Genomic DNA, 24,364 nt, shown 5'->3' with positions numbered 1-24,364 from the left:
TTTTTACTTCTTTTTTATTTTTTATTAAGAATATTTTTCCACTTTTATTTCTATAATAACGTATGGAGGTTATTTTATGCATCTTATCCCTACTATCATAGAAAAAGATCATCAATATCATTATGCTTACGATATTTATTCCAAATTACTTGAAGAAAGAATTATTCTTCTGACCGGTACAATTGACGACGCTATGTCAAGCTCTATTATTGGTCAATTACTCTATCTCGAAGCTAAAGATAGTCACAGTGATATTTATCTTTATATTAATTCACCTGGAGGAAGTGTATCTGCCGGTTTAGCAATTTTTGACACTATGAATTTTGTTTCATGTGATATTAGTACTATTTGTTGTGGTATTGCCGCCAGCATGGCTGCTATTTTGCTAAGTGCAGGAAAAAAAGGAAAACGCTGTGCTTTAAAAAATTGTGAAATCATGATTCATCAACCCCTTGCCTCTCTAGAAGGTCAAGCAACCGATATTTCAATCAATGCTAAGAGAATCGAAAAGCAAAAAAAGAAATTAGCAGAAATACTCTCTCAAAACTCACATCAATCCATTGAAAAAATAATTCAAGATTGCGAACGCGACTATTATTTGGATCCAAAAGACGCCATAGAATATGGTTTAATCGATGAAATTATTTAAGTAGCTTTTTAGCAAGCGCCCAATAAATATCATGCATATAAGCATTAATATAAAATAATAATTATTTTCATCGCCTGTTTCTACATAATTATTAACAGGTCGATCATACATAATAACTCTTTGAATTTTTCCTGTATCTTTAACTGTGAACCTTAATGATTCAGCTATTTTGTAATTTTTGGGCGCAATAACTTCAGTTAATGTGTAAGTTTCTCCAGCAGTTAAGTTTTTGATCATATGAGGTTGTTTTCCTGAAGTCCATTCATCAATGACTTTACCATCTTTGTCGGTAACTTTAAGTTTAGCACCTTCAAGTTCTTTTTTAGTAGTAATATCTTGTTTAGATACTTCTACTTTTGTATCTTCATCCACCATTGATAAGGATGTATCTTTGCCTTCTTCTGCTGTGAATGTTTGTGTTTTGAAAGTTGCATAGCCATCAGGTGTTTTTGTTTCCTTCAATACATATTCTTCACCAGCTTCAAGACCTTGAATCATGTGTCTTGTTTCATTACCATCAAGATCAATGTTTGTGTAAGTAGTAATACCATCTTCTACAAACATGACAGTATAATCATCTTTACCTTTGTTTTTAACAATGCTATATTGAACTGTTGAATCTTCATCATCAACATACATTCCTTCAGCTTTACCAGTTTCTTTTAATTGAGATTTCATTTCATCAGTAACATCAAAGATATGTTGTCCTGAAATCCATTTGTCAATAATGTTTTTAGTCTTATTAGAAGTGACTGTCATTTCAGCACCTTTTAATAAGTTACCTTTTTCATCAACTTTTGAAACTTCATTGATTGTATCAATCATTTCTACTTTTTGATTTTCTTTAGCATATGAAACTTCAAATTCAATATCATTAGCAAGATTTAATCCTGTAGGAGCAAGATCTTCATGTAGAATATATTTCTTACCTTCAACTAATCCAGTAGCATAATGTACTTTACCTTCAGAAGTCCATTCATCAATGATGTTTCCGTCTTCGTCTTTGATTTGCATTAAAGCACCCGTAACCTCATTACCACCAGCAGTAAGTTTTGAAATTATTACCTGTTTATCTTGCATTACTAATGTTTGATTCTCATCTTCAACAGCAGTAAATTCAATCTCTTTTGCTTGAACATATTCTTCAGGAGTTTTTGTTTCTCTTAAGATATATTTTTCACCAGCAACAAGTCCTTGAACTCTGTGAGTTGTTTCATTACCATCAAGATCAATATTAGAATAAGTAGTAATACCATCTTTAACTTGCATAAAAGTATAGTCATCACGATCTTTATTTTTAGCAATACTGAACATAACCATAGAATCTTCTTCATCCATGTATGTTCCTTCAGCTTTACCATTTTTTTCTAATTGAGATTTGATATCTTTATCAATGTCTAGGATATGTTTTCCAGTTACCCATTGATCAACGATATCTTTAGTTTTTTCTGATACGATAGATAAAGTTGCTTCTTTTACAGCTTTACCATCAACATCTGTTTTATTTACTTCTGTAACAGTATCAATCATTTCTACTGTTTGATTTTCTTTTTCTTTTGTAACTTCAAAAGTGAAATCATTTGCAAGATTGAATCCTAAAGGAGATAAATCTTCGTGCAATGTATAAGTTTTACCTTCTTCTAATCCGTTAGCAATATGAGATTTTCCTTCACTGTACCATTCATCAATGATGTTTCCGTCTTCATCAATAATTTGCATATGAGCACCAGTGACTTCTTCACCGCCAACAGTTGTTTTTGAAACAAATACCTGTTTGTCTTTCATAGTAACTGTTTCAAGTTCACTAGAATTTTTAACAGTGAATTTAATATCTGTTGCTTTTACATAATCTTTAGCTGTAACAGTTTCAGATAATGTATAAGTCTTACCAACAACAAGACCTTCGATTGAATGTACTTTACCATCAGAAGTCCATTGATCTACTACATTTCCATCTTCATCAGTAATAGTCAATTGAGCACCTTCAACTTCTTTGTCTCCAGTAACATCAGTTTTGTTGAATTCAAAGTCAGTTGTTTTGTTTTCTACATCAAATGACTTAATGTAATTTTTTGTAGTGAAATCAGATTGTTTGAATACGGCATCATATTGAGCTGTATCTAATACGCAACCATCTAAAGTTTTAACTTCCTGAAGATAATATGAAGCTCCCTTCGTACTCATTGGCAGATTAGAAATATCTAAATGTCCATCTAAAGAAAGGGCATAGATACCATTTCCAACTTCACTTCCTGTATTGACAATAGCTCCTGAGTTTTCAGTTGTAATGACAGAATCCTTTTCAAACATCAAAGAGCCGTCAATCGAACTATAAATATCTTCTTTTGCCTTCAATACAAATTGGATTTTAGACAGATCCGAACGATCTACCAAATCTGTATCTGTATCTAAATCCATGACCGTTTTATTAAGTTTGATTTCTCCTTTAGGCTGTCTGTTTCTGATCTTTACTTCAACGATTGGATCAGCGTCTTCATCCACATCATAGTCATAGGTACTTGATATAACGAATTCAACTGGTTTTTCAAGATCAAGAAAACCTTTTGGTGTCTTGATTTCTTCAATCGTATATGTTCCTGCATTGAGCATCAATGGAAGAGTTACTGTTCCTTTTTCAACAACAGGAATGATTTCATTATCTGAATTTGTGGTAAAGGTATCTACCTTCGTACCCGATACTTTCTGAACGACATAGTTTCCTTGAGCATCTTTGATTTTAAAAGAAGCACTATTAAGAGTTACTTTCTTTCCAGTATCTTCATCTACCTTTACAAGCTTGACATAGGATGCAAAAGGTTTATTGTTGACACTTACAAGTTGGACTTGTTCGAGTTCATTGTACTCTGAAGAATCCTTAGTAACTGAAACAGTAAAATCAGGTGCTGTCATATAATCCTTAGGTGTCTTTGTTTCTCTTACGAGATATTTTCCATAAGGAAGATAATCTGTAACAGCTCGACCGTTTTCATTTGTCGTAATGACAGCATAGGTTTTAGCGTTATCCCAGCCAACATTGTCTACTTCTGTTTTAAGCTTCCAAGTAAACTCTGCACCCTGTAATCCTTTAACGACTCCAGAGATTCCTTCTCTTTCACCACTTTTAAACAATTGAATACGTTGTTTTTTGATCTTTTCTTGAACGATCATCTGATTGGCATCATTTCCAAACTGTAATTTAGCTCCCTGATACTGTTCATTGATCTGTGCAACATATTTTCCATCAATTACAGATGAAGTCGTACCTGAAGCTGTATCTGTAACATTTAATTTGGCACCCTTTAAGAAATATCCTTCAGGTGCTTTTGTTTCTTCAATGGAAATAGTTCCTAGAGGTAAAGTAGCCACACCATTTGTATTTGTATATAATGCATCGCTTCTATCTTTAATATAACTTCCTGTAATATTAAATCCTGCCACATAAACTTTTTTACCATTTGAATAAGTCACTTGTTTTGTCTGCAATACCCAAGTACGCGTTGCCTTTGATGGAAGATTGTCCTTTGTATAGAATCCATCATAATACTTTACAGTAAATTCTGCACCTGCAAGGTTGGCACCTCCCTGAGGATCAAGCGTTTCTGCATCATTTTTTACAATTGTTAGTGCAACAGGGTCATTCTTTGGCTTTTCTGTTACGTTTGTCGTTACAGTCTGACCTCTTGTGACAGTTACACCATGAGAAGTCTGATCCACATCATACCCCTTACTGGCAGAGATTTCTTTTACAGTATATTTACCTTCTAAAAGAAGTGATGATTTTGCATAGCCATTGACATCTGTAGTCAATTCTTGAACAAGACTGTCACCTTCATAGATTCCATACTTGGCACCTTCCAAAGAATAAAGTCTGCTGTTGTTTGTCATATCAGGATTGGCAGACGTTTTCTTTAAATCAATATAGCCAAATCCCATCCATTCAACAGAATATTTTAATGTATCAGCTGTTTCCTGATACCATGAACCATGTGTCTGACTCGCACCGTTTCCATCACTGATTGCTAGGGCACAGAATTTTCCTTTGGCAGATGAAGTAAGATTGCCACTTTGATAGTTGCTTAACGGATTCGTTGCAGGAGTTGTCAAATAGAATGATTGACCTCCATATACGGTAGCCGTTCCACCTGTCTTTGTATTGGATGTTCCCGCAATATGAATCGTTACATTGTTTTGTAATGGAAGCTGTACAGATTCACTGGAACTTGCATTGAATTTTACAGTATTTGTCTTTTGTAGGCTGTTTGCCTTGTCATAAGTTGCTGTAAATTTTGCCGTATTTCCTGTAGAGAAATTGGCACCGTTTGATGGATCAGGCAACTGTTCAATGCCTCGATATATATTCATGAGATTTGTACCATAGCTTCCACCAAATGTTTGATTGAATAATTCTTCGCTGAAGCCGTTCCAGTCACCACTGTAGGCACCGCTTAAAAAGATATGTGTCAACAGATATTTGACATCATCATTTGAAAGATAGCTGTCATCTGGACATACAGCAGTTTTCAAATCATGATCTGGCCCAAAAACATCCCATGCGGCTGGTCCTCCAAATCCATAATATAACAGCTTTCTAACCATTGAATTATTTTCAATAACTGAAGCCGTATAGTTTCCTGCCGATGGTGTTTTTTTAGAAGATTCAAGACAGTACGACCACTGACCGTTATACTTGCATGAATAAGTAGACCACTGTTTTAATGATGCTATTTTACGCCCCCACCATTTAGGATACTTAATATTTTTTACTCTTGTAAATTCATGGGGGACATTTCCATCCCAAGCATTGACCTTTGTGTTTCCTGCAGAAAAACACATAGAAAGGATCATTGTCATAACCATGAATATTTTTCCAAGTTTATTAAATACTCTTCTTCTATTCATCAGAATAGTTTCCTCCTTCATAAATAAATTTACATCTTATCGTATCTGCCACACTGAAGGAGTGTATGGCTAGATACGATAAAAATATCGATATTTTACTGATACAAGTTTCAATATCAGTGTTACTTCTCTAAGCAGGTTTTTATGATTGATAAAGCAATCGACCTTTGAACATTAAAAAAGACAATCTTTCGATTGTCTTATGGGTAGAATACCCATTTATAAATATGAACTTTTATCATTGAACTTTCTCCCTTCAAAAATAAAAGATGGAACATGTTCCATCTATGTAAAAAGGGCAATCATCCGATTATCCTTGTCTTTATTCATTTTTTATTTGACTGCACCGCATGAGCATTTATATCCCGTAGTGACCGTTTCATCATAAGCTTGTCTGACTACAACAGTTTCATCGTAGGCTTCCCTAACAGTAACTTGTTTAGTCCCAACGAAGACATCTTTAGATTCATAAGAATGTCCAAACTCTGAACTATGAATATCTGCACTTTCTCCACCATATTTTCCAAAGTCTTTCCCGCATACTTTACATACAATATGTTCTTCGTAAACAGGTTTATTTTCTACAACAGCATCATGATGTACCGTCTTTGTTTCAGCGTCATGACGAACTGTCTTTGTGATAGGAATAATGTAGTTATGCGTATGAGCTGATGGTTTAGATGTATTGTTTGAACTGTTTCCACCGTTGTTTGATGTATTGGTATTAGAATTAGATGAACCACTAGAACTGCTTGATGAAGCAGGTGTGCTTGTTCCACTGTTTGATGCTGGTTTTGTATTTGTCGCATCATTCTTGACCGTTCCTTTATTTGAAACAGGTGATGTAGATGCTACTGCATCAGTTTTGGAAACTTGATCACTTGCTTTTTTTGTAACAACAGTCTTCTTATTCCCATTTTCATCAGTTACTACTTCAGTAACAGCAACTTCGCCATCGGAAACAGCAGGGGCTTCAACAACATTGACTTTTAATTTCTTTGAAGCTTTATTTTTATATTTGTCTAGAATTGATACTTTTAGATCATAAGTTCCAATCGTGTTGACATCAACTTTAGATGTATCAATCTTCCAGTCTTTGACATCACTGTAATCGGTAGCTTTTAAAAGCTCACTGAAATTAAAAGCAGAAAGATCAGTATATTGAATGACATCAATACTGTCAGGTGCTGTTATTTCAGGTGCTTTTGTATCTTTTACAGTTACTTTTACAGTAGCTTTTTCTTTGCCATAGGTAAAGTTAATTTCATAGTTACCAACTTTTGGATAGTCTTTTTCTTCTTTGGATACGACATTTCCTTGTTCATCCTTATTTGTTACAGTAACGTACTTAAGATTGTCTTTTTCTTTTGTATCTTTAATGATCTTATCTAGATTATCAATTTTATTTGCATCCAAATAATCAGCAACATTAGTTGAAACTTTTTGACCAAGTTCAGCATCCACTTCATTTGATGTTAAGACTAGATTTTTAGAACCGTTGTTATTTAGAATGACTGCACCAGCAGCTCCAATAACTAAAACACCTGCTAAACAACCAGCTACTATTTTTTTCTGGTTTGTATCTAAATATTTTTCAATTAAATTTTGTTTTTTTGTTTCCATATTTCCACTCCTTTGAATTTTTAATCTATTTCTAAGATGGAACTAGTTCCATCGCTCTTTTCTAAATGAATAGGACTTACATAATCTATATGTAGGAAAATTATAAATGCTACTGTTTTAAATATTTGTCCTGAAGGATAATAAACTTAATATCGACAATAACATTCCATATTGATTAGTGCCTATGTTTTTTAATCAGGACTTACATAATCAGATACAATTCTATCATCTTTCTATCGGAAGGGAGTATTTTTTAATGACACCAATTAACACCTGAATTATATTCCTTAGCTGTAATGATGGAACAAGTTCCACCTCTCAACTACAATTCTATACTATCATTTTAACACGTCTATTTTTAAAATCTATTGACTTTTTTGTGTAATTCTATTAGAACTATTTTCATAAGAAAAAGATGAAAGTGCAGCCATATTCCATCTTTTTTGATTAGGATTTTCATAATTAAATATTTGTTATCTTTTGTTAAAAATCAAACCGTAAAAGACAATTCTGATGAAATATCTGGGGATAATCCTAATATTGTCAGAATTCAAATAGTTTAAATAATGCCAATATAAATTGTTTTGATTGTTTAAAAAATTTATTTCATTGCACCACAAGAACATTTATAGCCTGTAGTAACCGTTTCATCATGGGCTGGTGTTGATGCTTTAGCTGTATTGTTTGAATCGCTATTTGTATTAGAGGTGTTCGTATTGCTTGAACTGTTTCCACTATTGATAGAATTTAATTGCTTGATCCAGATGAATTGTTGCTAGGAGCAAGTGTACTACTTCCAGTGTTTGTTGTTGGTTTTGTGTTAGCCGTATCACTCTTAACAGTTCCTGTATTAGATACAGGTGATGTAGACGCTATTGCATCAGTTTTAGAAACTTGATTGTTAGATTTTTTAGTGATAACAATTTTCTTATTTCCATTTTCATCTTTATTGATAACCTTCACATACTTTAAATTATCCTTTTCCTCAGTTTCTTTAATGATTTTTTTAACAACTTTATTACTTAGCTTATTTTTATCTAAATAGCTATCTATATTAGCCGATACAGTTTACCCCAATTCAACATTGATTGTATCAAATTTAAGTATTAATTTACTTTGTTGAAAATCACAAAATATTAGCTTTACAGCTCCTACAACCAAACCAACCACTATAATAATTCTTAATTTTTTTCTTGTTTTTAAAACTATAAACCGCTTGAAAAATTCTTCTATTTTTCTTTTCAAAATGTAATCCTCTTCATTTTAAATAATGAATAGATATAAAGTAATCCACCAGAAAATCTGGTGGTTTTGCTTTCATCGCCCATAGGGCTCAGCATCTCGCTTAAGCCCCCTAGGCCTCTGCTGGCCTGACACTTGCTTACTGTTGCTTATCTACCCTTAAAAGGGTCATTAAATTCCATTCGCATTTGTTCAGACATCCTATCTTCTTGTATTTGATTCGTTATATACTCATTGATCTTTTTTGTATTTTTTCCTACTGTATCTACATAGTATCCTCTACACCAAAATGATCTGCTTCTATACTGATATTTCATATTACCCCATTTTTGATATATTATGACGCTACTCTTTCCTTTTAGAAATCCCATGAAGCTTGTTCGGTGGTATCTCTACTAACATGTGCACATGATCTGGACACGCTTCTGCATTCAAAAGCTTTACTCCTTTCCATTCACACAACTGTCTTAGTATTTTTCCTATCTCTTGCCTTTTTTCTCCATAAAACACTTGTCTTCTATACTTTGGTGCGAAAACAATGTGGTACTTACAATTCCATGTCGTATGTGATAAAGTATGTATGGAATTGTTATCATTTATTTGATTCATTTCCTTTTCTCCTTGTATTAAATTTTTTTGCAGTTTGTCAGGCCGCAATCTTATTATAATACAAGGAATTTCTTTATTCATCGCTAAAGCTTCACGGAACCCCTAGACTATCTAGGGGTTTTAGAGTATACAAAAAAAGCAATCTTTCGACTGCTTAGTTAATTTTTACAATTGTATATCCATTTTCTTTGAATTTATCAACAATCATTTGAATATGCGCTTCACCATTTGTTTCACAAGTAACCCTTAATTCTACTTCTGAAAAACGTGCAAAGTTTTTAAATTGGTTATGTTCAACACCAATAACATTTGCATTACATTCATTTAATAATCGAGATACAATTTCTAATTGTCCTGGAATATCAGGTAATTGTACAGAGAATGTTAAGATTCTCCCCCTTGAAATAAGTCCTTTATTGATCATTGAAGAAATTGTCATTACATCCATATTTCCACCAGAAATAAGTGATACAACTTTTTTACGTTTACAATGTAATTTCTTTAATGCTGCAAGTGATAAAATACCAGATCCTTCAGCAATTAATTTATGTTTTTCAACAAGTATCAAGAACGCTTCCATTAGTTCATAATCACTTACCGTAACAATTTCATCAACATATTTTTTAATATACTCAAATGGTGTTTCTCCAATTTGTTTAACCGCTGTCCCATCAGCAATTGTACTTACTTCACTTAACTTAACAAGTTGATCATCTTCAACTGCCGCTAACGCACTTGCAGCTCCTTCTGGTTCAACCCCTACAATTTTAACAGATGGATTAATTTGTTTTGCTGCACAAGCAATACCAGAAATCAATCCTCCACCACCAATAGGTACAAGAATATAATCAACATCTGGAAGTTCTTCCATAATTTCTAAAGCAATTGTTCCTTGTCCTTCCATAACATCTTCATCATCAAAAGGATGAACAAAAGTATAACCTTCAGATTTTTGTAATTCTACTGCTTTTTCATAAGCTTCATCATAAGCTTCACCATATAAAACAACATCAGCTCCATGTGCTTTTGTTGCATCCACTTTAATTAAAGGTGTATGTGCTGGCATACAAATTGTTGCTTTGACCCCTAATTTTTTTGCTGCATAAGCTACACCTTGTGCATGATTTCCAGCCGAAGAAGCAATCAACCCTTTTTTCTTTGCTTCATCATCTAATTTCATAATTTTATTGTAGGCACCTCTAATTTTGAATGCTCCTGTTTTTTGTAAGTTTTCAGGTTTGATATATACATCATTACCGCTTTCTTCAGAAAATGCTTCACTATGTATTAAATGAGTTGGTAAGATGACTTCATCAACTCTTTTTTTAGCCGCTTGAAAATCTTCTAATTTTAACATTTTAAATTCCCTCCGTATTAGTATTCCCATTATATCATTTATCTTCGATAAAACAATTATTTTGTTTTAATTTGGTTTGTCATTTCATCATAAAAATAATCATTTTCATCTAATCTTTTTAAGAACTCATCTTCTTTTAAATCATAAATAGAAAGAACATGTACTAATTTCATGTCATCGTCTCTTAATTTCATATTGATCATACTTACTAACATATGAATATCTTTTGTCATTTTTCCACTCCTTGTACTTCATCTACTTTTAGATGTTACCATTATACATCATTTTATTTCTTTTTTTGTCTCAAATTTGTTTCATTTTCCTCTTTTTTATTGTATAAAGTCGATTATTTTTTATCATATTAAATATTTATTATTGATTTTATTTATAAATTATACTATACTGTAACCAAGTCAAAAGCAATGATAAGGAGAGTAGTATTTTTACGAAACTTAAGCGAGCTAGAAGATGGTGTGAGTCTAGTAGTGAACAAAAATATGAAGAACACCTTTGAGCTGTCTACCGAAAGCAAAAGCAAGTAGGCTAGAACGTTTCTAGTTATGTTACAACTAGCGGGTATCGAGTACTCTTAGAAGTATTTTCCGTACCATGTATATCTTTTGGATTTATATGTTACACGATACTCGCACATTCTGTGCGATTTTTTAATTATAAGGGGGATATTAAAAATGTGTGGTTTTTTAGTCGTAGGAAGTGAAGAATTTAAATTACAGGAATTTAATGATGCTTTGGATAAAGCCGCTTATCGTGGTCCTGATCATCAACATATCTCTGTAAGTAACGGGATTACTTGGGGATTTAACCGTTTGTCAATTATGGATTTATCAACAAATGGAAATCAACCTTTTGTTTACAAAGATTGTACTTTAGTATGTAATGGAGAAATATATAACTATCCAGAATTAAAAAATAAATTATCAAAAGAGTACACTTTTAAATCAGGAAGTGACTGCGAAGTTTTAATTCCTCTTTATGATCAATATGGAATTGAAATCTTATGTAAATATTTAGATGCAGAATTTGCGATGGTTCTTTATGATACCAAAACAAAACAGCTTATAGCCGCAAGAGATCCAATGGGAATTCGTCCAATGTTCTATGGTTATAGTAAAAAAGAACATCAAATTTGTTTTGCTTCAGAAGCAAAAGTTTTATTTGATCTATGTGATGATATTATGCCTTTTCCACCAGGACATTATTATTTAGATGGACAATTTATTTGTTATAACGATTTAAGTGATCCTAAAACAATTGTTGATGATGATTTAGAAACAATTGCGAAAAACTTAAAAACAAAACTTGAAAAAGCCGTTGAAAAAAGATTTATGTCAGATGCTCCAATTGGTTATTTATTAAGTGGTGGCCTTGACTCTTCTCTTGTTTGTGCCATTGGACAAAGATTATCTAACCAACCAATCCGTACTTTCGCTATTGGAATGGAAAGCGATCCAATTGATTTAAAATATGCTAAACAAGTTGCTGATTATTTAGGAACTGAACATACTGAAGTCATTATGAACAAAGAAGATTTATATCAACATTTAAAAGAAGTTATTTACCATCTTGAAACATTTGATATCACAACCATTCGTGCAAGTATGGCTATGTATATTTTATGTAAATATATTCATCAAAATACAGATATTAAAGTTATCATGACTGGCGAAGTTTCTGATGAACTTTTCGGATATAAATATACAGACTTTGCACCAAATCCAAAAGCATTTCAAGAAGAAGCAAGCAAAAGAATTAAAGAACTTTATATGTATGATGTTTTAAGAGCAGATCGTTGTATCTCTGCCCACGCTTTAGAAGGACGCGTTCCTTTTGCAGATGTAGACTTTGTTGATTATTCTATGTCTATTGACCCTGCAAAAAAAATGAATGTTTACAATAAAGGTAAATACTTATTACGTCATGCTTTTGAAGAAACAGATTATTTACCACACGATATTCTCTTTAGAGAAAAAGCTGCCTTCTCAGATGCCGTAGGTCATTCAATGGTTGATTACCTAAAGGATTTAGCCGATGAAAAATACAATGATGAAGATGTTTTAAAGGCAAAAGAAAAATACTCATACTGTACACCATTTACAAAAGAATCATTAATGTACCGTGATATTTTTGAATCATTCTTCCCACAACAAGGAAAATGGATCAAAGATTTTTGGATGCCAAATAAAGGATGGGAAAACTGTGATGTGGATGATCCAAGTGCCCGTGTTCTAAAAAACTATGGAGATTCTGGAAAATAAAAAGAATGGATTAGTCTTCTTGACTAATCCCATTTTTATATTCTATAAATATTTTTTCGAGTTCTCTTAAAAAATAATGTGATGTTTTTTGATTTCTTTTTTTTGGTCCTTTAACATGGTTATTTTGTTTTCTTGAAATATGTCCTAAATAACGAGACATCAATAGATTATTGATATTATCTTCACTAATTCTTTTACCTGAAACATGTAATACAAGAGCTTCTTTTAATAAAGCAAGACTTGCTAATCCATAATCTTGACTAATCAACAAATCACCAGCTTGTATGTAAGATAAAATCATTTGATCCACACTATCTTTCCCTACTTCACATCTTACAATGCAAATGCGTTCATCTTCAATATCATGAGCAAAATCAATAAATAAAAATGTTTCTATTTCATAATGTAAAGCAAGTTCAATAACTTCTTTTCGATTTGGGCAAGCATCACCATCAATTAATAACCGCATACGCCACTTCCAATGAGGACAAGCATCGCCAAAACACCACCAATGAAGCCTCCTAAATGTCCTGTTTTAGATACACTTTTATCTACAAGAGTAAAGACAACATTAATTGCTATAACAGCCATAAAGTTTTTTAAAATCATAAGATAAGGTCCTTTAAAAACCACGCCAAGTGTTACAATCGACCCTAAAAAGCCATAGAAAATACCACTTGCTCCTAAAGTAATTGTATTTTGATAACGTACATCTTTTTTACTGTAAAGATAAGTCACAATATAAGAAGCAATTCCCGAAACCAGAATTAAATAAATATAAGGAAATGGCCCTAAAAGTCTTTCAAAAAAAGTACCGCCTAAATAATACAGTGCATAACAATTCATAAAAAGATGAATAAAATCAACATGTACAAAATTTGCAGTTAAAAAACGCCAATATTCTTGTTTATATTCAATCTTTGCTGGATAAAACGCCCCATATTTAATAGCTAAACTACTTTTATCATCACTTTGATCAATAAAATTGATTACAACATAAATTCCAATGCATATTAATAACATTCCTATAGTAATTATCACGATTTCTTCTCACTTTCATTTTTTATAACTTCAACTTTTCTAGTTCTTTGAATATTATTTCCTTGACTATTTGTAATAGAATAAATCACTTCATATGTACCAACTTCATCGGTATTCACCGTGTTCTTTAAAATCTTAATTTGATGCGTAATATCATTTCCATTACCATCACTGGCACTGACACCTTCCATGATATCAAAGCGCGTTCCTTGAACAACCTCAACATCATTAATTCCTTCTAAAGTCGGATGATTTCCTAAATGTCCAACCACAATTTTTGCGCGTAATTTCGATGCTTGGTTTCCTACAACATCCTCTACAACAATATCAACAATATAAGAACCTTTTTTATTAAATTGTAGTGTTTCTGTTTTACTTCCATCTTCTTGTAAGAAATAAGCTATCGTATCTGATTGGTCTTCTACTTTATCAATTAAATTCAATGCTGCAATCTTTTCATTGACATTGATATTAAAAACAACTTGTTTCAACGTAAAAACCGGTTTTGTAGTATCTTTTATTTTAATATAAAATGGAAGTTCAACACCTGCATAAGTTGCTGATACTTTATACAAACCAATTTCATTTTTTAAATTAGAGAAATTAAGTTTTACTTCATTAATAACACTTTCATTGGCATTGACATAATCCGCGGGATTGTTCGAGATAACAGATCCATATTCATATTCAAATATATCTCTTTTCAATGTCACTGGTGTGATATTTAAAGCAAGAATTGTAAAAAGAGTGCTGGCAACAACAAAAAAACCTAAAACAACACTGATGATTTTCTTTTTCATTATTTGTGTCATTATCTCACTCCTTTCCCTATCATTATATCATCTAATTGTGACATTTTTGTGAAAAGTACCATACTTTTGTAAAATATCTTATTCCTTCATTAAAAAAAAAGCAATAGCAAACGCTTATCAGGTAAAAAAATACAAAAAAGGATAAGAAATTTGCTTATCCTAATCGTTTTAATACTTTATCTTTTCCTAATAATTCCATAGAAGCTGCTAAATCTGGACCATGCATAATACCAGTTGTCGCAATACGTAAAGGCATATATAACATTTTTCCTCTTGCTTTTGCTTCTTTTTGAGTTGCTTTAATACAAGCAAAGATTTGATCCTGTTTAAAATTTTCTTCAGCTAATTCTTCAACCTTAGATTTAAATACAGCTAATGTATTTGGAATAGCTTCATCTTTCATAAATTCAACTGCTTCTTCTTCTAAATGAATTTCATCTTCAAAGAATAGTTTAACTTGTTCAACAATTTCTTCACCACAAGAAATATGATCTCTATGCACTTCTACTAATTTTTCAATCCATTCTTCACTTTTATCGCTTAAATCATAAGCTTCTTGTAAAAATGGCAAACATAATTTTGTTAATTGTTTTGTATCTAATTTTTTAATATATTGGCTATTGATCCATTTTAATTTATTTATATCAAAAATAGCCCCAGACTTAGAAATACGTTTTACATCAAATGCTTCAATTAATTCATCTAATGAGAAGATTTCTTGTTCACCTTCAGGTGACCATCCAAGTAAAGCAATGTAATTTAAGATTGCTTCATTTAAGAAACCTTTATTAATTAAATCTTGATAAGATGCATCCCCATTACGTTTCGATAATTTATGTTTTTCATCTTTCATAACAGGTGGACAATGGATATACGATGGTACATTCCATCCAAATGCTTGGTAGATTAAATTATATTTAGGTGTTGAAGATAAATATTCATTTCCTCTTACAACATGAGTGATGTTCATTAAATGATCGTCTACGATATTTGCGAAGTTATATGTTGGATAACCATCACTTTTTAATAAAACACCTTCAGCAAGTCCCGCGTTTTCTACTTCAATATGTCCATAAACTTCATCTTCAAAAGAAGTAATTCCTGTACTTGGAATTGTTTGTCTTACTACATATTTTTCGCCATTAGCGATTCTTTGTTTTGCTTCTTCTAAAGAAAGATGTTTACATGGATCAATGTATCCTAATTCTTCATTATCAGATTCTTCTTTTGCTTTATTGATTGTTTCTTCATCACAGAAACAATAATGAGCTCCCCCTAATTCAACTAATTTATCAGCATATTCTTTATAAATAGCTAATCTTTCAGATTGAACATAAGGTCCCACATTTCCTGGCTTATTAGGTCCTTCATCATAACCTAATCCTGTTTGATCCATAACTTTATAGATCATATCAACAGCACCTTCAACTTCTCTTTCTTGATCAGTATCTTCAATTCTTAAAATAAAATCTCCATGATCATGTTTAGCGATTAAATATTCATATAACGCTGTTCTTAAGTTACCGATATGCATATATCCTGTTGGACTTGGTGCAAATCTTGTTCTTACTTTTGCCATTTCTATACTCCTTTTTTTCTTAATAAAACAACCGCTTGAGCTACCATACCTTCTTGTCTTCCAACAAACCCTAGCTTTTCTCCACGCGTTGCTTTGATATTGATTTGACTGACATCACAATGTAATTTACTTGCAACATTTTCTCTCATTTTTTGAATATGAGGTGCCATCTTAGGTGCCTCACACATAATAATACTATCAAGGTTATTGATCTCATAACCTTCTTGGTTCATCAGTTGATAACAATGTTCCAATAAAACCATTGAAGAAATTCCTTTATATTGAGGATCCGTATCAGGAAAATGTTTTCCAATATCACCAAGACCTAACGCCCCAATAATACTTTCAATAATAGCGTGTAATAAGACATCTGCATCACTATGTCCTAACAACCCTTTATCATGATCAATTTTTACACCACCAATATATAAATCTCTTCCTTCTACTAATTGATGAATATCAATTGATTGTCCTATTCTAAACATGTTATCACCTTCCGCAAACATTCTAGCACATATTTTCTAATTTATGAAGTATTGGATGTTTTATAATCAAGGAAAATATGGTAAACTAAAACATATAAAAATTATGGGAGGACTTCCTATGGATAAAGAAGAAGTAGTAAGTAAAAATTTTATTGAAAAAATTATAGATCAAGATTTAGAGGAAGGAAAATATGCAAAAATTGCGACACGTTTTCCTCCTGAACCAAATGGTTATTTACACATTGGGCATGCTAAATCAATCTTATTAAATTATGGATTAGCTAAAAAATATAATGGAACATTCAATTTACGTTTCGATGATACAAATCCAATGAAAGAAAAAACAGAATTCGTAGAAAGTATTGTTTCAGACGTAGAATGGTTAGGAGCTAAATATGATGGTGATATCAAATTTGCATCGAACTATTTTGATCAAATGTATGAAGCAGCTGTGCTTTTAATCAAGAAAGGAAAAGCTTATGTTTGTGATTTAAGTCCTGAACAAATTAGAGAATACCGTGGTACTTTAACAGAACCTGGTAAAGATTCTCCATATCGTAATCGTTCAATCGAAGAAAACTTAGATTTATTCGAAAGAATGAAAAATGGTGAATTTGAAGATGGTTCAAAAGTATTAAGAGCTAAAATTGATATGGCTTCATCAAATATCAATATGCGTGATCCTATTATTTATCGTGTCGCCAGAATGACACATCATAACACAGGAGATAAATGGTGTATTTATCCAATGTATGACTTTGCTCATCCAATTGAAGATGCTATTGAAGGAATTACTCATTCAATATGTACTCTTGAATTTGAAGATCATCGTCCTTTATACGATTGGGTCGTTCAAGAAATTGGTTATGAACATCCACCAAAACAAATTGAATTCGCCAAACTTTATTTAACAAATGTTATTACAGGAAAACGTTATATTAAACGTTTAGTTGATGAAGGTATTGTTGATGGCTGGGATGATCCTCGATTAGTCACAATTGCCGCTTTAAGACGTAGAGGATTTACACCTGAATCAATTAAATCTTTTATGGAATTAGTTGGTGTTACAAAAAGTAATTCTTCAAATGATTATGCGATGTTAGAATATTGTATTCGTAATGATTTAAAACCAAAAGCACCTCGTGTGATGGCTGTTTTAGATCCTATTAAATTAGTTATTGATAACTATCCTGAAGGACAAGTTGAATATTTAGATGCGATGGTCAACATGGAAAATCCTGATTTAGGTTATGAAAAAGTTCCATTTGAAAGAGAATTATGGATTGATCGTGATGACTTTATGGAAGAACCACCTAAAAAATATTTTAGATTGTTCCCAGGAAATGAAGTTCGTTTAATGAATGCTTATTTCGTTAAATGTGTTGATTTCGAAAAAGATGAAAACGGAAAAGTAACTGTTGTTCATTGTACTTATGATCCTATTACTAAAAACGGTACAGGATTTACTGGTAGAAAAGTAAAAGGTACAATTCATTGGGTTCCTGTTCATCATTGTAAGAAAGTAACAGCACGTTTATATGAAAACTTAGTCGATGAAGAAAAAGGTGTTTATAATGAAGATGGATCTTTAAACTTAAATCCTAATTCATTAACTGTTATTGATGATTGTTATGTTGAACCAGCTATCGAAAAATACAAACGTGGTGATTCGTTCCAATTTGTAAGAAATGGTTATTTCTGTATTGATACAAAAGATTCTACAGAGGATCATTTTGTATTTAATAGAATCGTTTCATTAAAGAGTTCATTTAAATTACCTAAGAAATAAAAAAAGTGGAGATTGTAAAAACAATCTCCTTTTTTGTATAAAAAGCAATATCTTTCGATATTGCTTTCTTTTTATTATTTATTATATTTACGATCATGTGCCGCTGAAATTAAACCTTGGAATAAAGGTTGTGCACGGTTCGGTCTTGAAGTAAATTCTGGATGGAATTGACATCCTACATAGTAAGGATGATCTTCAATTTCAACAATTTCTACAAGATTTCTTTCCGGGTTAAATCCCGCAACTTTTAAACCATTTTCAACTAAAACATCTTTATAGTTATTATTAAATTCATATCTATGACGATGTCTTTCTTTAATTAATTCTTTTCCATAAAGACGTGCTGCTTGTGTCCCTGGATTTAATTGACATTCATAATCACCTAATCTTTGTGTACCTCCCATATCTTCTAAAGATTGGTCAGACATTAAATTGATCACTGGATTCTTACATAATTCATCAAATTCTAATGAGTTAGCATCTTTAATACCACATACATTTCTAGCATATTCAATGGTAATTAATTGCATACCTAAACAAATACCTAAAAGTGGTACATTATTTGTACGTGCATATTCAATAGCATCAATCATACCAGCAATACCACGATCACCAAATCCACCTGGAACAATGATACCATCGGCATCTTTTAATCTTTCTGCTACATTTTCTTTATTTAATTCTTCTGAATTAATAAAATCAATATTAACAACACTGTTCACATAATATCCTGCATGTCTTAAAGCTTCGTTAACTGATAAATATGCATCAGGCAATTGAACATATTTTCCAACTAACGCAATATTTAATTCTTGGTTTAAGTTTTTAACACGGTTAACTAAAGCATCCCATTCATCCATATGCGCTGCTGGTGCATTGATTTGAAGATGTTGTAATACTAAATCATCCATTTTTTGATCTAGCAACATGCGTGGTAATTCATATAAATTTTCTACATCATAGTTTGAAATAACATTTTGTGTTGGTACATTACAAAATAAAGAAATCTTATCTTTTAATTCTTTTTCAATATGATGTTCACTACGACAAACAATAAAATCTGGTTGAATACCTAAACCTCTTAATTCTTTAACACTATGTTGTGTTGGTTTTGTTTTTACTTCATGACTTGCCCCAATGTATGGAAGTAAAGTTGTATGAATATAAACGGTATTTTCATACCCTAAATCTAATCTTACTTGGCGGATAGCTTCGATGAAAGGTAAACTTTCGATATCTCCTGTAGTTCCACCAATTTCAGTAATAACGATATCTGCTTTAGAACTACGTGCAGCTGCATAAATTCTTTCTTTAATTTCATTTGTAATATGAGGAACAACTTGTACAGTAGCTCCTAAATAATCTCCACGTCTTTCTTTTGAAATAACGTTACTATAAATTCTACCTGTTGTAATTGATGAGTTTTTATTTAATTGTTCATCAATAAATCTTTCATAGTGTCCTAAATCCAAGTCTGTTTCTGCCCCATCTGCAGTTACAAAGACTTCCCCATGTTGATAAGGTGACATTGTTCCTGGATCAACGTTAATATATGGATCTAATTTTTGCATGAAGACTTTTTGTCCTCTTTGTTTTAAAATTCTTCCTAAAGATGCAGCTGTTAAACCTTTACCAAGACCTGAAACAACTCCACCAGTTACAAATATGTATTTAGCCATTTTCTATCCTCCTCTAGTATCTATAAAAATAAAAAGTGCCTTCCTATGGAAGACACTGTATTGCCCTTTCTTATTTTATCAATATTAAATATTTATTGCAATAATAAATTTATCATTTTTAAACAAAAAAAGGAACACGCGTTCCTCTTTTGCGTATAAGTGAATTTTTGGGAGAGGGGTCACTTATACTTGTTTATTATATTGTCTTCATCTGACATGATTAATATAACAATTCTATATGAATTAATTATGAACTTTATCTTAACATAAAAGAAAAGGTAGGACATGCCTACCTTTATCATTATTTATCAAATTTGTTTTTGTAATCGTAAATTTTACGTAAGATATCTTCCATATCTTTAACCATAGGCATTCTAGGGTTAGCTGGTGTACATTGATCTTCGTAAGCATTCATAGCAATTCTATGAACTGATTCTTCCCAAGCTTCTCTTGAGATACCTTGAGATTCTACGTTAGATACAACACCTACTTTGTGACATAATTCTTCACAAGCATCAGCGAACATTTCAACACCTTCAGCTGGAGTCTTAGGATTTAATCCAATTAATTGAGCTAATTCCATGAATTTAACATCAGCTTTATAGTTTTCAATTTTTGGCCAGATATTTAATTTAGTTGGAATAGTTCCGTTATATCTAATTACGTGTGGTAATAAGATACCATTTGTTCTACCATGTGGAATATGCCATTCCCCACCAATTTTATGAGCTAATGAGTGGTTCATTCCTAAGAACGCATTAGCGAATGCCATACCTGCGATAGTTGCAGCGTTATGCATTTTTTCTCTTGCAATTGGAGTACCTTTCTTAACTGATTCTTCTAAGTATTCAAATACTAATTTAACAGCTTGTTTAGCCCATCCATCAGTAAAGTCAGATGCTAAGATTGAAACATAAGCTTCAACTGCATGAGTTAATACGTCGATACCTGTATCAGCAGCGATTGCTCCTGGTAATGACATTACGAATTCAGGGTCAACGATAGCGATAGTTGGAGTTAAAGCATAGTCAGTTAATGGATATTTTTTGTTTTCTTTCTTATCAGTGATAACTGCGAAAGGAGTAACTTCTGATCCAGTTCCTGATGTAGTTGGGATACAGATCATTTTTGCTTTTTTACCTAATTCAGGGAATTTGAAAGCACGTTTTCTGATATCCATGAATTTTTGTTTGATATCATCAAAGTTAACTTCTGGGTTTTCATACATTAACCACATAACTTTAGCAGCATCCATTGATGATCCCCCACCTAAAGCGATGATACAATCAGGTTCGAATTTTCTCATTAATTCTACCCCTTCTCTTACAGTATCAATACTTGGATCTGGTTCAACATCAAAGAATAATTCGATATCTACATGATTACGTCTTCTTCTAATAACGTCTTCGATTTTTTCAACATAACCAAGATTTACCATACTTCTATCAGTAACGATCATGGCTTTTTCCATATGTTTCATATCTCTTAAGTATCTAATTGAATTCTTTTCAAAGTATACTTTTGGAGGAAGTTTAACCCATTGCATATTGTTATTACGTCTCCCTATTCTCTTAATATTGATTAAGTTAACAGCACTTACGTTGTTAGATACTGAGTTATGTCCGTAAGAACCACAACCTAATGTTAACGATGGAATGAATGCATTATATACTGATCCAATACCACCGAATGTTGATGGAGCGTTTTCAATGATACGGATTGCTTTACATGCATGTCCGAATTTTTTAGAAATTTCATGATCTTCTGTATGAATTGCAGCAGAGTGACCTAAACCGTTAAATTCAACCATTGCAGCTGCTTTAGCGATACCATCATCAGTGCTTTTAGCTTTTAAGATAGCTAATACTGGAGATAATTTTTCTCTAGTTAATGGTTCATTTGGTCCTACTTCTTTACATTCTGCACAGATAATTTGTGTTTCAGCAGGAACTTTAAATCCAGCTTGTTCAGCAATCCATTCAGCAGGTTTACCTACAACATTAGGATTTAATTTAGCTTGAGCAACATTGTCTGAATAAGCTTCTGCACCAAACATGAATTTTTCAAGTTTAGCTTTTTCTTCTTTGTTTACAAAGTAAACATGGAATCTTTTAATTTCTTTCATGAAATCACTGTAGATTTCTTGGTCTACGATTGCAGCTTGTTCAGAAGCACAAATCATACCATTGTCGAAAGATTTTGATAATACGATATCATTTACAGCTCTTGGTAATACACATGTTTTTTCAACATATGCAGGTACGTTACCAGCACCTACACCTAAAGCAGGTTTACCACATGAATATGCAGCTTTAACCATTGCGTTACCACCAGTTGCTAAAATAGTTGCAACACCTGGGTGATTCATTAATGCATTAGTTGCATACATAGATTTAATAGATAACCATTGAATACAGTTTTCTGGTGCACCAGCAGCAATAGCAGCATCTCTAATAACGATTGCAGCTTGTTTTGAACTTTCATGAGCGCTTGGGTGGAACGAGAAAATGATTGGGTTTCTTGTTTTTAAAGCGATTAATGATTTGAAAATTACTGTTGAAGTTGGGTTAGTTGTTGGAACGATACCACAAACAACACCTACTGGTTCTGCAATTTCAGTAATTCCAGTTAATGGATCTTCATTGATGATTCCTACTGTTTTTAAATGACGTAAATTATTAGTAACATATTCACATGCAAATAAGTTTTTAACAGCTTTATCTTCAAATACTCCACGTCCTGTTTCGTTAACTGCAGCTTCAGCTAAAATACCATGATGGTCTAACCCAGCTACAGAACATTTAGCAACGATGTAGTCTACTTGTTCTTGTGTAAAATCTTCAAATTCTTCTAAAGCTTTTAAAGCTTTGTTTACAAGGTCATCAACATGAGCATCAGTTTCTGCTTCAGTTGGGACAGCTTGTTGTACAGGTTTTTTTTCTGCCATTTTATTTCCTCCATATTTATTGTGAAATTTTTCATTTGTACACCAACATCTTACATGAAAAACATGCAAAAAACAAGTATTATCGCACGTTTGATGGGTAAAAAAAACAACGTAAGCGATTACATTTTTAGCTTCTTGAAATTTTTGTTTGCTATGACAATATTTACACCTTTTTCCTTAAAATAACCATAACGAAAACGATTTGTTACACCCCATGTATTAATATCTAATCCATGTTTTAAATAAAGTGCAATTTCATCTTCATCTAAATAATCTTCTCGTACATGGACATGTAATTTTTGTGTTAAACATAATTGTTTATTCTTTTCATAATCATCTTCAAAAAGATATCCTAAATATAAAGATGAATCAATCGCTCTTAATTTATAAAGAGATTCAATAGAAAAACTCGAAAACAATACTTGATCTAACATTCCCATCTCTTTAATCATTTGATAGCTTTCTAATTCTATTCCTGAATATTGGATCTTATTTGTTTTAATTTCTAAATTAATTTTTATTTTTTTGCCTTTACATAATTCCAAGAGATCTTTCAATGCAGGAATTCTTTGAGGATTTTCCTTTGTTCCAAAATTATAAGTACAAAGTTCATCATAAGTCATATCTTTGATATAACCTTTTCCATTACTAGTTCGATTTATTTTTTCATCATGACATAAAACAAGAACGCCATCTTTTGTTTTATGAACATCTGTTTCAATTCCATCAAAACCATTTTCGATAGCCTTTTCAAAAGCCAACATTGTATTTTCAGGATATTGATCACTATAGCCCCTATGTCCAAACAACAACATAGTCTCACCTCCTAAAAACATTTTACTCTTTTATTGTTAAGAATACACCAAAAATTTGTTATATAAAAAGCAGACTTTTGTTAAGCCTACTTTTCACACATTATTTTAAAAGAGTCTAAATAATAAAGTTCAACTTCTTGATCACACTCTAAAGAACTCCATTCACTAAAAATCACTATATAATCTAAATGATCAACTTTTAAATGTCTTTGTTTACGTCCATATCCTACTTTCATTAAAAGACTATTTTCGTTTTCTAAAGTAAAATCACTTCTTAGTTTTAAAGAAAATTGATCTTGGATTTTTGAAATGTGCAATTCAAAAATAGTATTTTCTACTGTTGGAATCGTATAATCGACATCAGGAAGTCACATCCAACCAATGAGTATTCTTCTTCCTTTTTCATCCAAGAAAGAGTGAGCTGCATAGATATCAAAACCATTATCAATTTCTTCAAAATCTTTAACATAGTCTTCATTAAAATAACAAGAAACTATAGTTTTTCCAACACCAGCCATTTCCACAATGTCTTTCATTACAAATTTTTTCTTTCATATCATCA

Annotated in this window: 19 protein-coding genes and 1 pseudogene; 3 read left to right on the top strand and 17 right to left on the bottom strand. The window is 31.9% G+C overall.

From position 1 onward, the window contains the following. Positions 1 to 76: 76 nt before the first annotated feature. Positions 77 to 649: an ATP-dependent Clp protease proteolytic subunit gene (locus tag C7U55_RS09735; RefSeq protein ID WP_106988408.1), complete on the top strand. Its 573-nt coding sequence runs from the start codon at positions 77 to 79 to the stop codon at positions 647 to 649. Here the strand turns inward: C7U55_RS09735 and C7U55_RS09730 are convergent. The 7 genes and pseudogenes from C7U55_RS09730 to C7U55_RS09705 form a co-directional block, all read right to left on the bottom strand. Further along, a complete protein-coding gene (locus C7U55_RS09730; RefSeq protein WP_106988407.1) occupies positions 629 to 5,548 on the bottom strand; it encodes a SpaA isopeptide-forming pilin-related protein in 4,920 nt (1,639 codons plus the stop codon). The two genes, C7U55_RS09735 and C7U55_RS09730, sit on opposite strands and share 21 nt — an antisense overlap. 333 nt (positions 5,549 to 5,881) lie before the next feature. Continuing rightward, positions 5,882 to 7,171 (bottom strand): hypothetical protein, encoded by a 1,290-nt coding sequence (locus C7U55_RS09725; protein ID WP_106988406.1) that lies wholly within the window; start codon positions 7,169 to 7,171, stop codon positions 5,882 to 5,884. 747 nt (positions 7,172 to 7,918) lie between these two features. Then, positions 7,919 to 8,134: a hypothetical protein gene (locus C7U55_RS09720; RefSeq protein WP_106988405.1), complete on the bottom strand. Its 216-nt coding sequence runs from the start codon at positions 8,132 to 8,134 to the stop codon at positions 7,919 to 7,921. Between the two features lie 105 nt (positions 8,135 to 8,239). Beyond that, on the bottom strand, positions 8,240 to 8,416 hold the full coding sequence (locus C7U55_RS13585) for a hypothetical protein (RefSeq protein WP_155522387.1): 177 nt from the start codon (positions 8,414 to 8,416) through the stop codon (positions 8,240 to 8,242). A 146-nt stretch (positions 8,417 to 8,562) separates the two neighbouring features. Further along, positions 8,563 to 9,022 (bottom strand): annotated as a pseudogene (tnpA, locus tag C7U55_RS09715) (IS200/IS605 family transposase). 154 nt (positions 9,023 to 9,176) lie between these two features. After that, the gene (gene ilvA, locus C7U55_RS09710) at positions 9,177 to 10,379 is read right to left on the bottom strand and encodes a threonine ammonia-lyase (protein WP_106988404.1); all 1,203 of its coding nucleotides are present in this window, start codon (positions 10,377 to 10,379) and stop codon (positions 9,177 to 9,179) included. A 56-nt stretch (positions 10,380 to 10,435) separates the two neighbouring features. Then, the gene (locus C7U55_RS09705; RefSeq protein ID WP_083991827.1) at positions 10,436 to 10,612 is read right to left on the bottom strand and encodes a DUF4250 domain-containing protein; all 177 of its coding nucleotides are present in this window, start codon (positions 10,610 to 10,612) and stop codon (positions 10,436 to 10,438) included. A 456-nt stretch (positions 10,613 to 11,068) separates the two neighbouring features. Between C7U55_RS09705 and asnB the strand changes: the two genes are divergently transcribed. Next, entirely contained in the window at positions 11,069 to 12,655 is a 1,587-nt protein-coding gene (asnB, locus tag C7U55_RS09700) for an asparagine synthase B (protein WP_106988403.1), read from the top strand. A gap of 10 nt (positions 12,656 to 12,665) precedes the next feature. On the opposite strand, the gene C7U55_RS09695 is transcribed toward asnB, so the two are convergent. The 5 genes from C7U55_RS09695 to ispF form a co-directional block, all read right to left on the bottom strand. Next, positions 12,666 to 13,124: a DUF188 domain-containing protein gene (locus C7U55_RS09695; RefSeq protein ID WP_106988402.1), complete on the bottom strand. Its 459-nt coding sequence runs from the start codon at positions 13,122 to 13,124 to the stop codon at positions 12,666 to 12,668. Then, the gene (locus C7U55_RS09690) at positions 13,112 to 13,696 is read right to left on the bottom strand and encodes a rhomboid family intramembrane serine protease (RefSeq protein WP_227213781.1); all 585 of its coding nucleotides are present in this window, start codon (positions 13,694 to 13,696) and stop codon (positions 13,112 to 13,114) included. Before C7U55_RS09690 ends, C7U55_RS09695 begins: the two co-directional genes overlap by 13 nt. Beyond that, on the bottom strand, positions 13,693 to 14,508 hold the full coding sequence (locus C7U55_RS09685; RefSeq protein ID WP_106988401.1) for an immunoglobulin-like domain-containing protein: 816 nt from the start codon (positions 14,506 to 14,508) through the stop codon (positions 13,693 to 13,695). Before C7U55_RS09685 ends, C7U55_RS09690 begins: the two co-directional genes overlap by 4 nt. A gap of 154 nt (positions 14,509 to 14,662) precedes the next feature. Next, on the bottom strand, positions 14,663 to 16,087 hold the full coding sequence (gene gltX / locus C7U55_RS09680; RefSeq protein WP_106988400.1) for a glutamate--tRNA ligase: 1,425 nt from the start codon (positions 16,085 to 16,087) through the stop codon (positions 14,663 to 14,665). A 2-nt stretch (positions 16,088 to 16,089) separates the two neighbouring features. Next, positions 16,090 to 16,572 (bottom strand): 2-C-methyl-D-erythritol 2,4-cyclodiphosphate synthase, encoded by a 483-nt coding sequence (ispF, locus tag C7U55_RS09675; RefSeq protein ID WP_106988399.1) that lies wholly within the window; start codon positions 16,570 to 16,572, stop codon positions 16,090 to 16,092. 118 nt (positions 16,573 to 16,690) lie between these two features. Here ispF and C7U55_RS09670 point away from each other — a divergent pair, with 118 nt between their 5' ends. Beyond that, entirely contained in the window at positions 16,691 to 18,361 is a 1,671-nt protein-coding gene (locus C7U55_RS09670) for a glutamine--tRNA ligase/YqeY domain fusion protein (protein WP_106988398.1), read from the top strand. Positions 18,362 to 18,435: 74 nt separating this feature from the next. Here the strand turns inward: C7U55_RS09670 and C7U55_RS09665 are convergent, their stop codons facing one another. The 5 genes from C7U55_RS09665 to C7U55_RS09645 form a co-directional block, all read right to left on the bottom strand. Next, positions 18,436 to 20,040, bottom strand: a complete 1,605-nt coding sequence (locus C7U55_RS09665) for a CTP synthase (RefSeq protein WP_106988397.1) — start codon at positions 20,038 to 20,040, stop codon at positions 18,436 to 18,438. Between the two features lie 301 nt (positions 20,041 to 20,341). Then, complete coding sequence (gene adhE, locus C7U55_RS09660) at positions 20,342 to 22,987, bottom strand: bifunctional acetaldehyde-CoA/alcohol dehydrogenase (RefSeq protein WP_106988396.1); 2,646 nt, start codon at positions 22,985 to 22,987, stop codon at positions 20,342 to 20,344. A 119-nt stretch (positions 22,988 to 23,106) separates the two neighbouring features. Then, positions 23,107 to 23,802, bottom strand: a complete 696-nt coding sequence (locus tag C7U55_RS09655; protein WP_106988395.1) for a glycerophosphodiester phosphodiesterase family protein — start codon at positions 23,800 to 23,802, stop codon at positions 23,107 to 23,109. A gap of 86 nt (positions 23,803 to 23,888) precedes the next feature. Continuing rightward, positions 23,889 to 24,119, bottom strand: coding sequence for a hypothetical protein (locus C7U55_RS09650; RefSeq protein WP_106988394.1), 231 nt, complete (start codon positions 24,117 to 24,119; stop codon positions 23,889 to 23,891). A 51-nt stretch (positions 24,120 to 24,170) separates the two neighbouring features. Continuing rightward, positions 24,171 to 24,338 (bottom strand): hypothetical protein, encoded by a 168-nt coding sequence (locus C7U55_RS09645; RefSeq protein ID WP_106988393.1) that lies wholly within the window; start codon positions 24,336 to 24,338, stop codon positions 24,171 to 24,173. Positions 24,339 to 24,364: the final 26 nt, after the last annotated feature.

The organism is Faecalibacillus faecis, assembly GCF_003024675.1.
Lineage (GTDB): Bacteria > Bacillota_I > Bacilli_A > Erysipelotrichales > Coprobacillaceae > Faecalibacillus > Faecalibacillus faecis.
The sequence above is the reverse complement of the archived record's forward strand: the minus strand, read 5'-3'. Positions and strand labels throughout refer to the sequence as shown.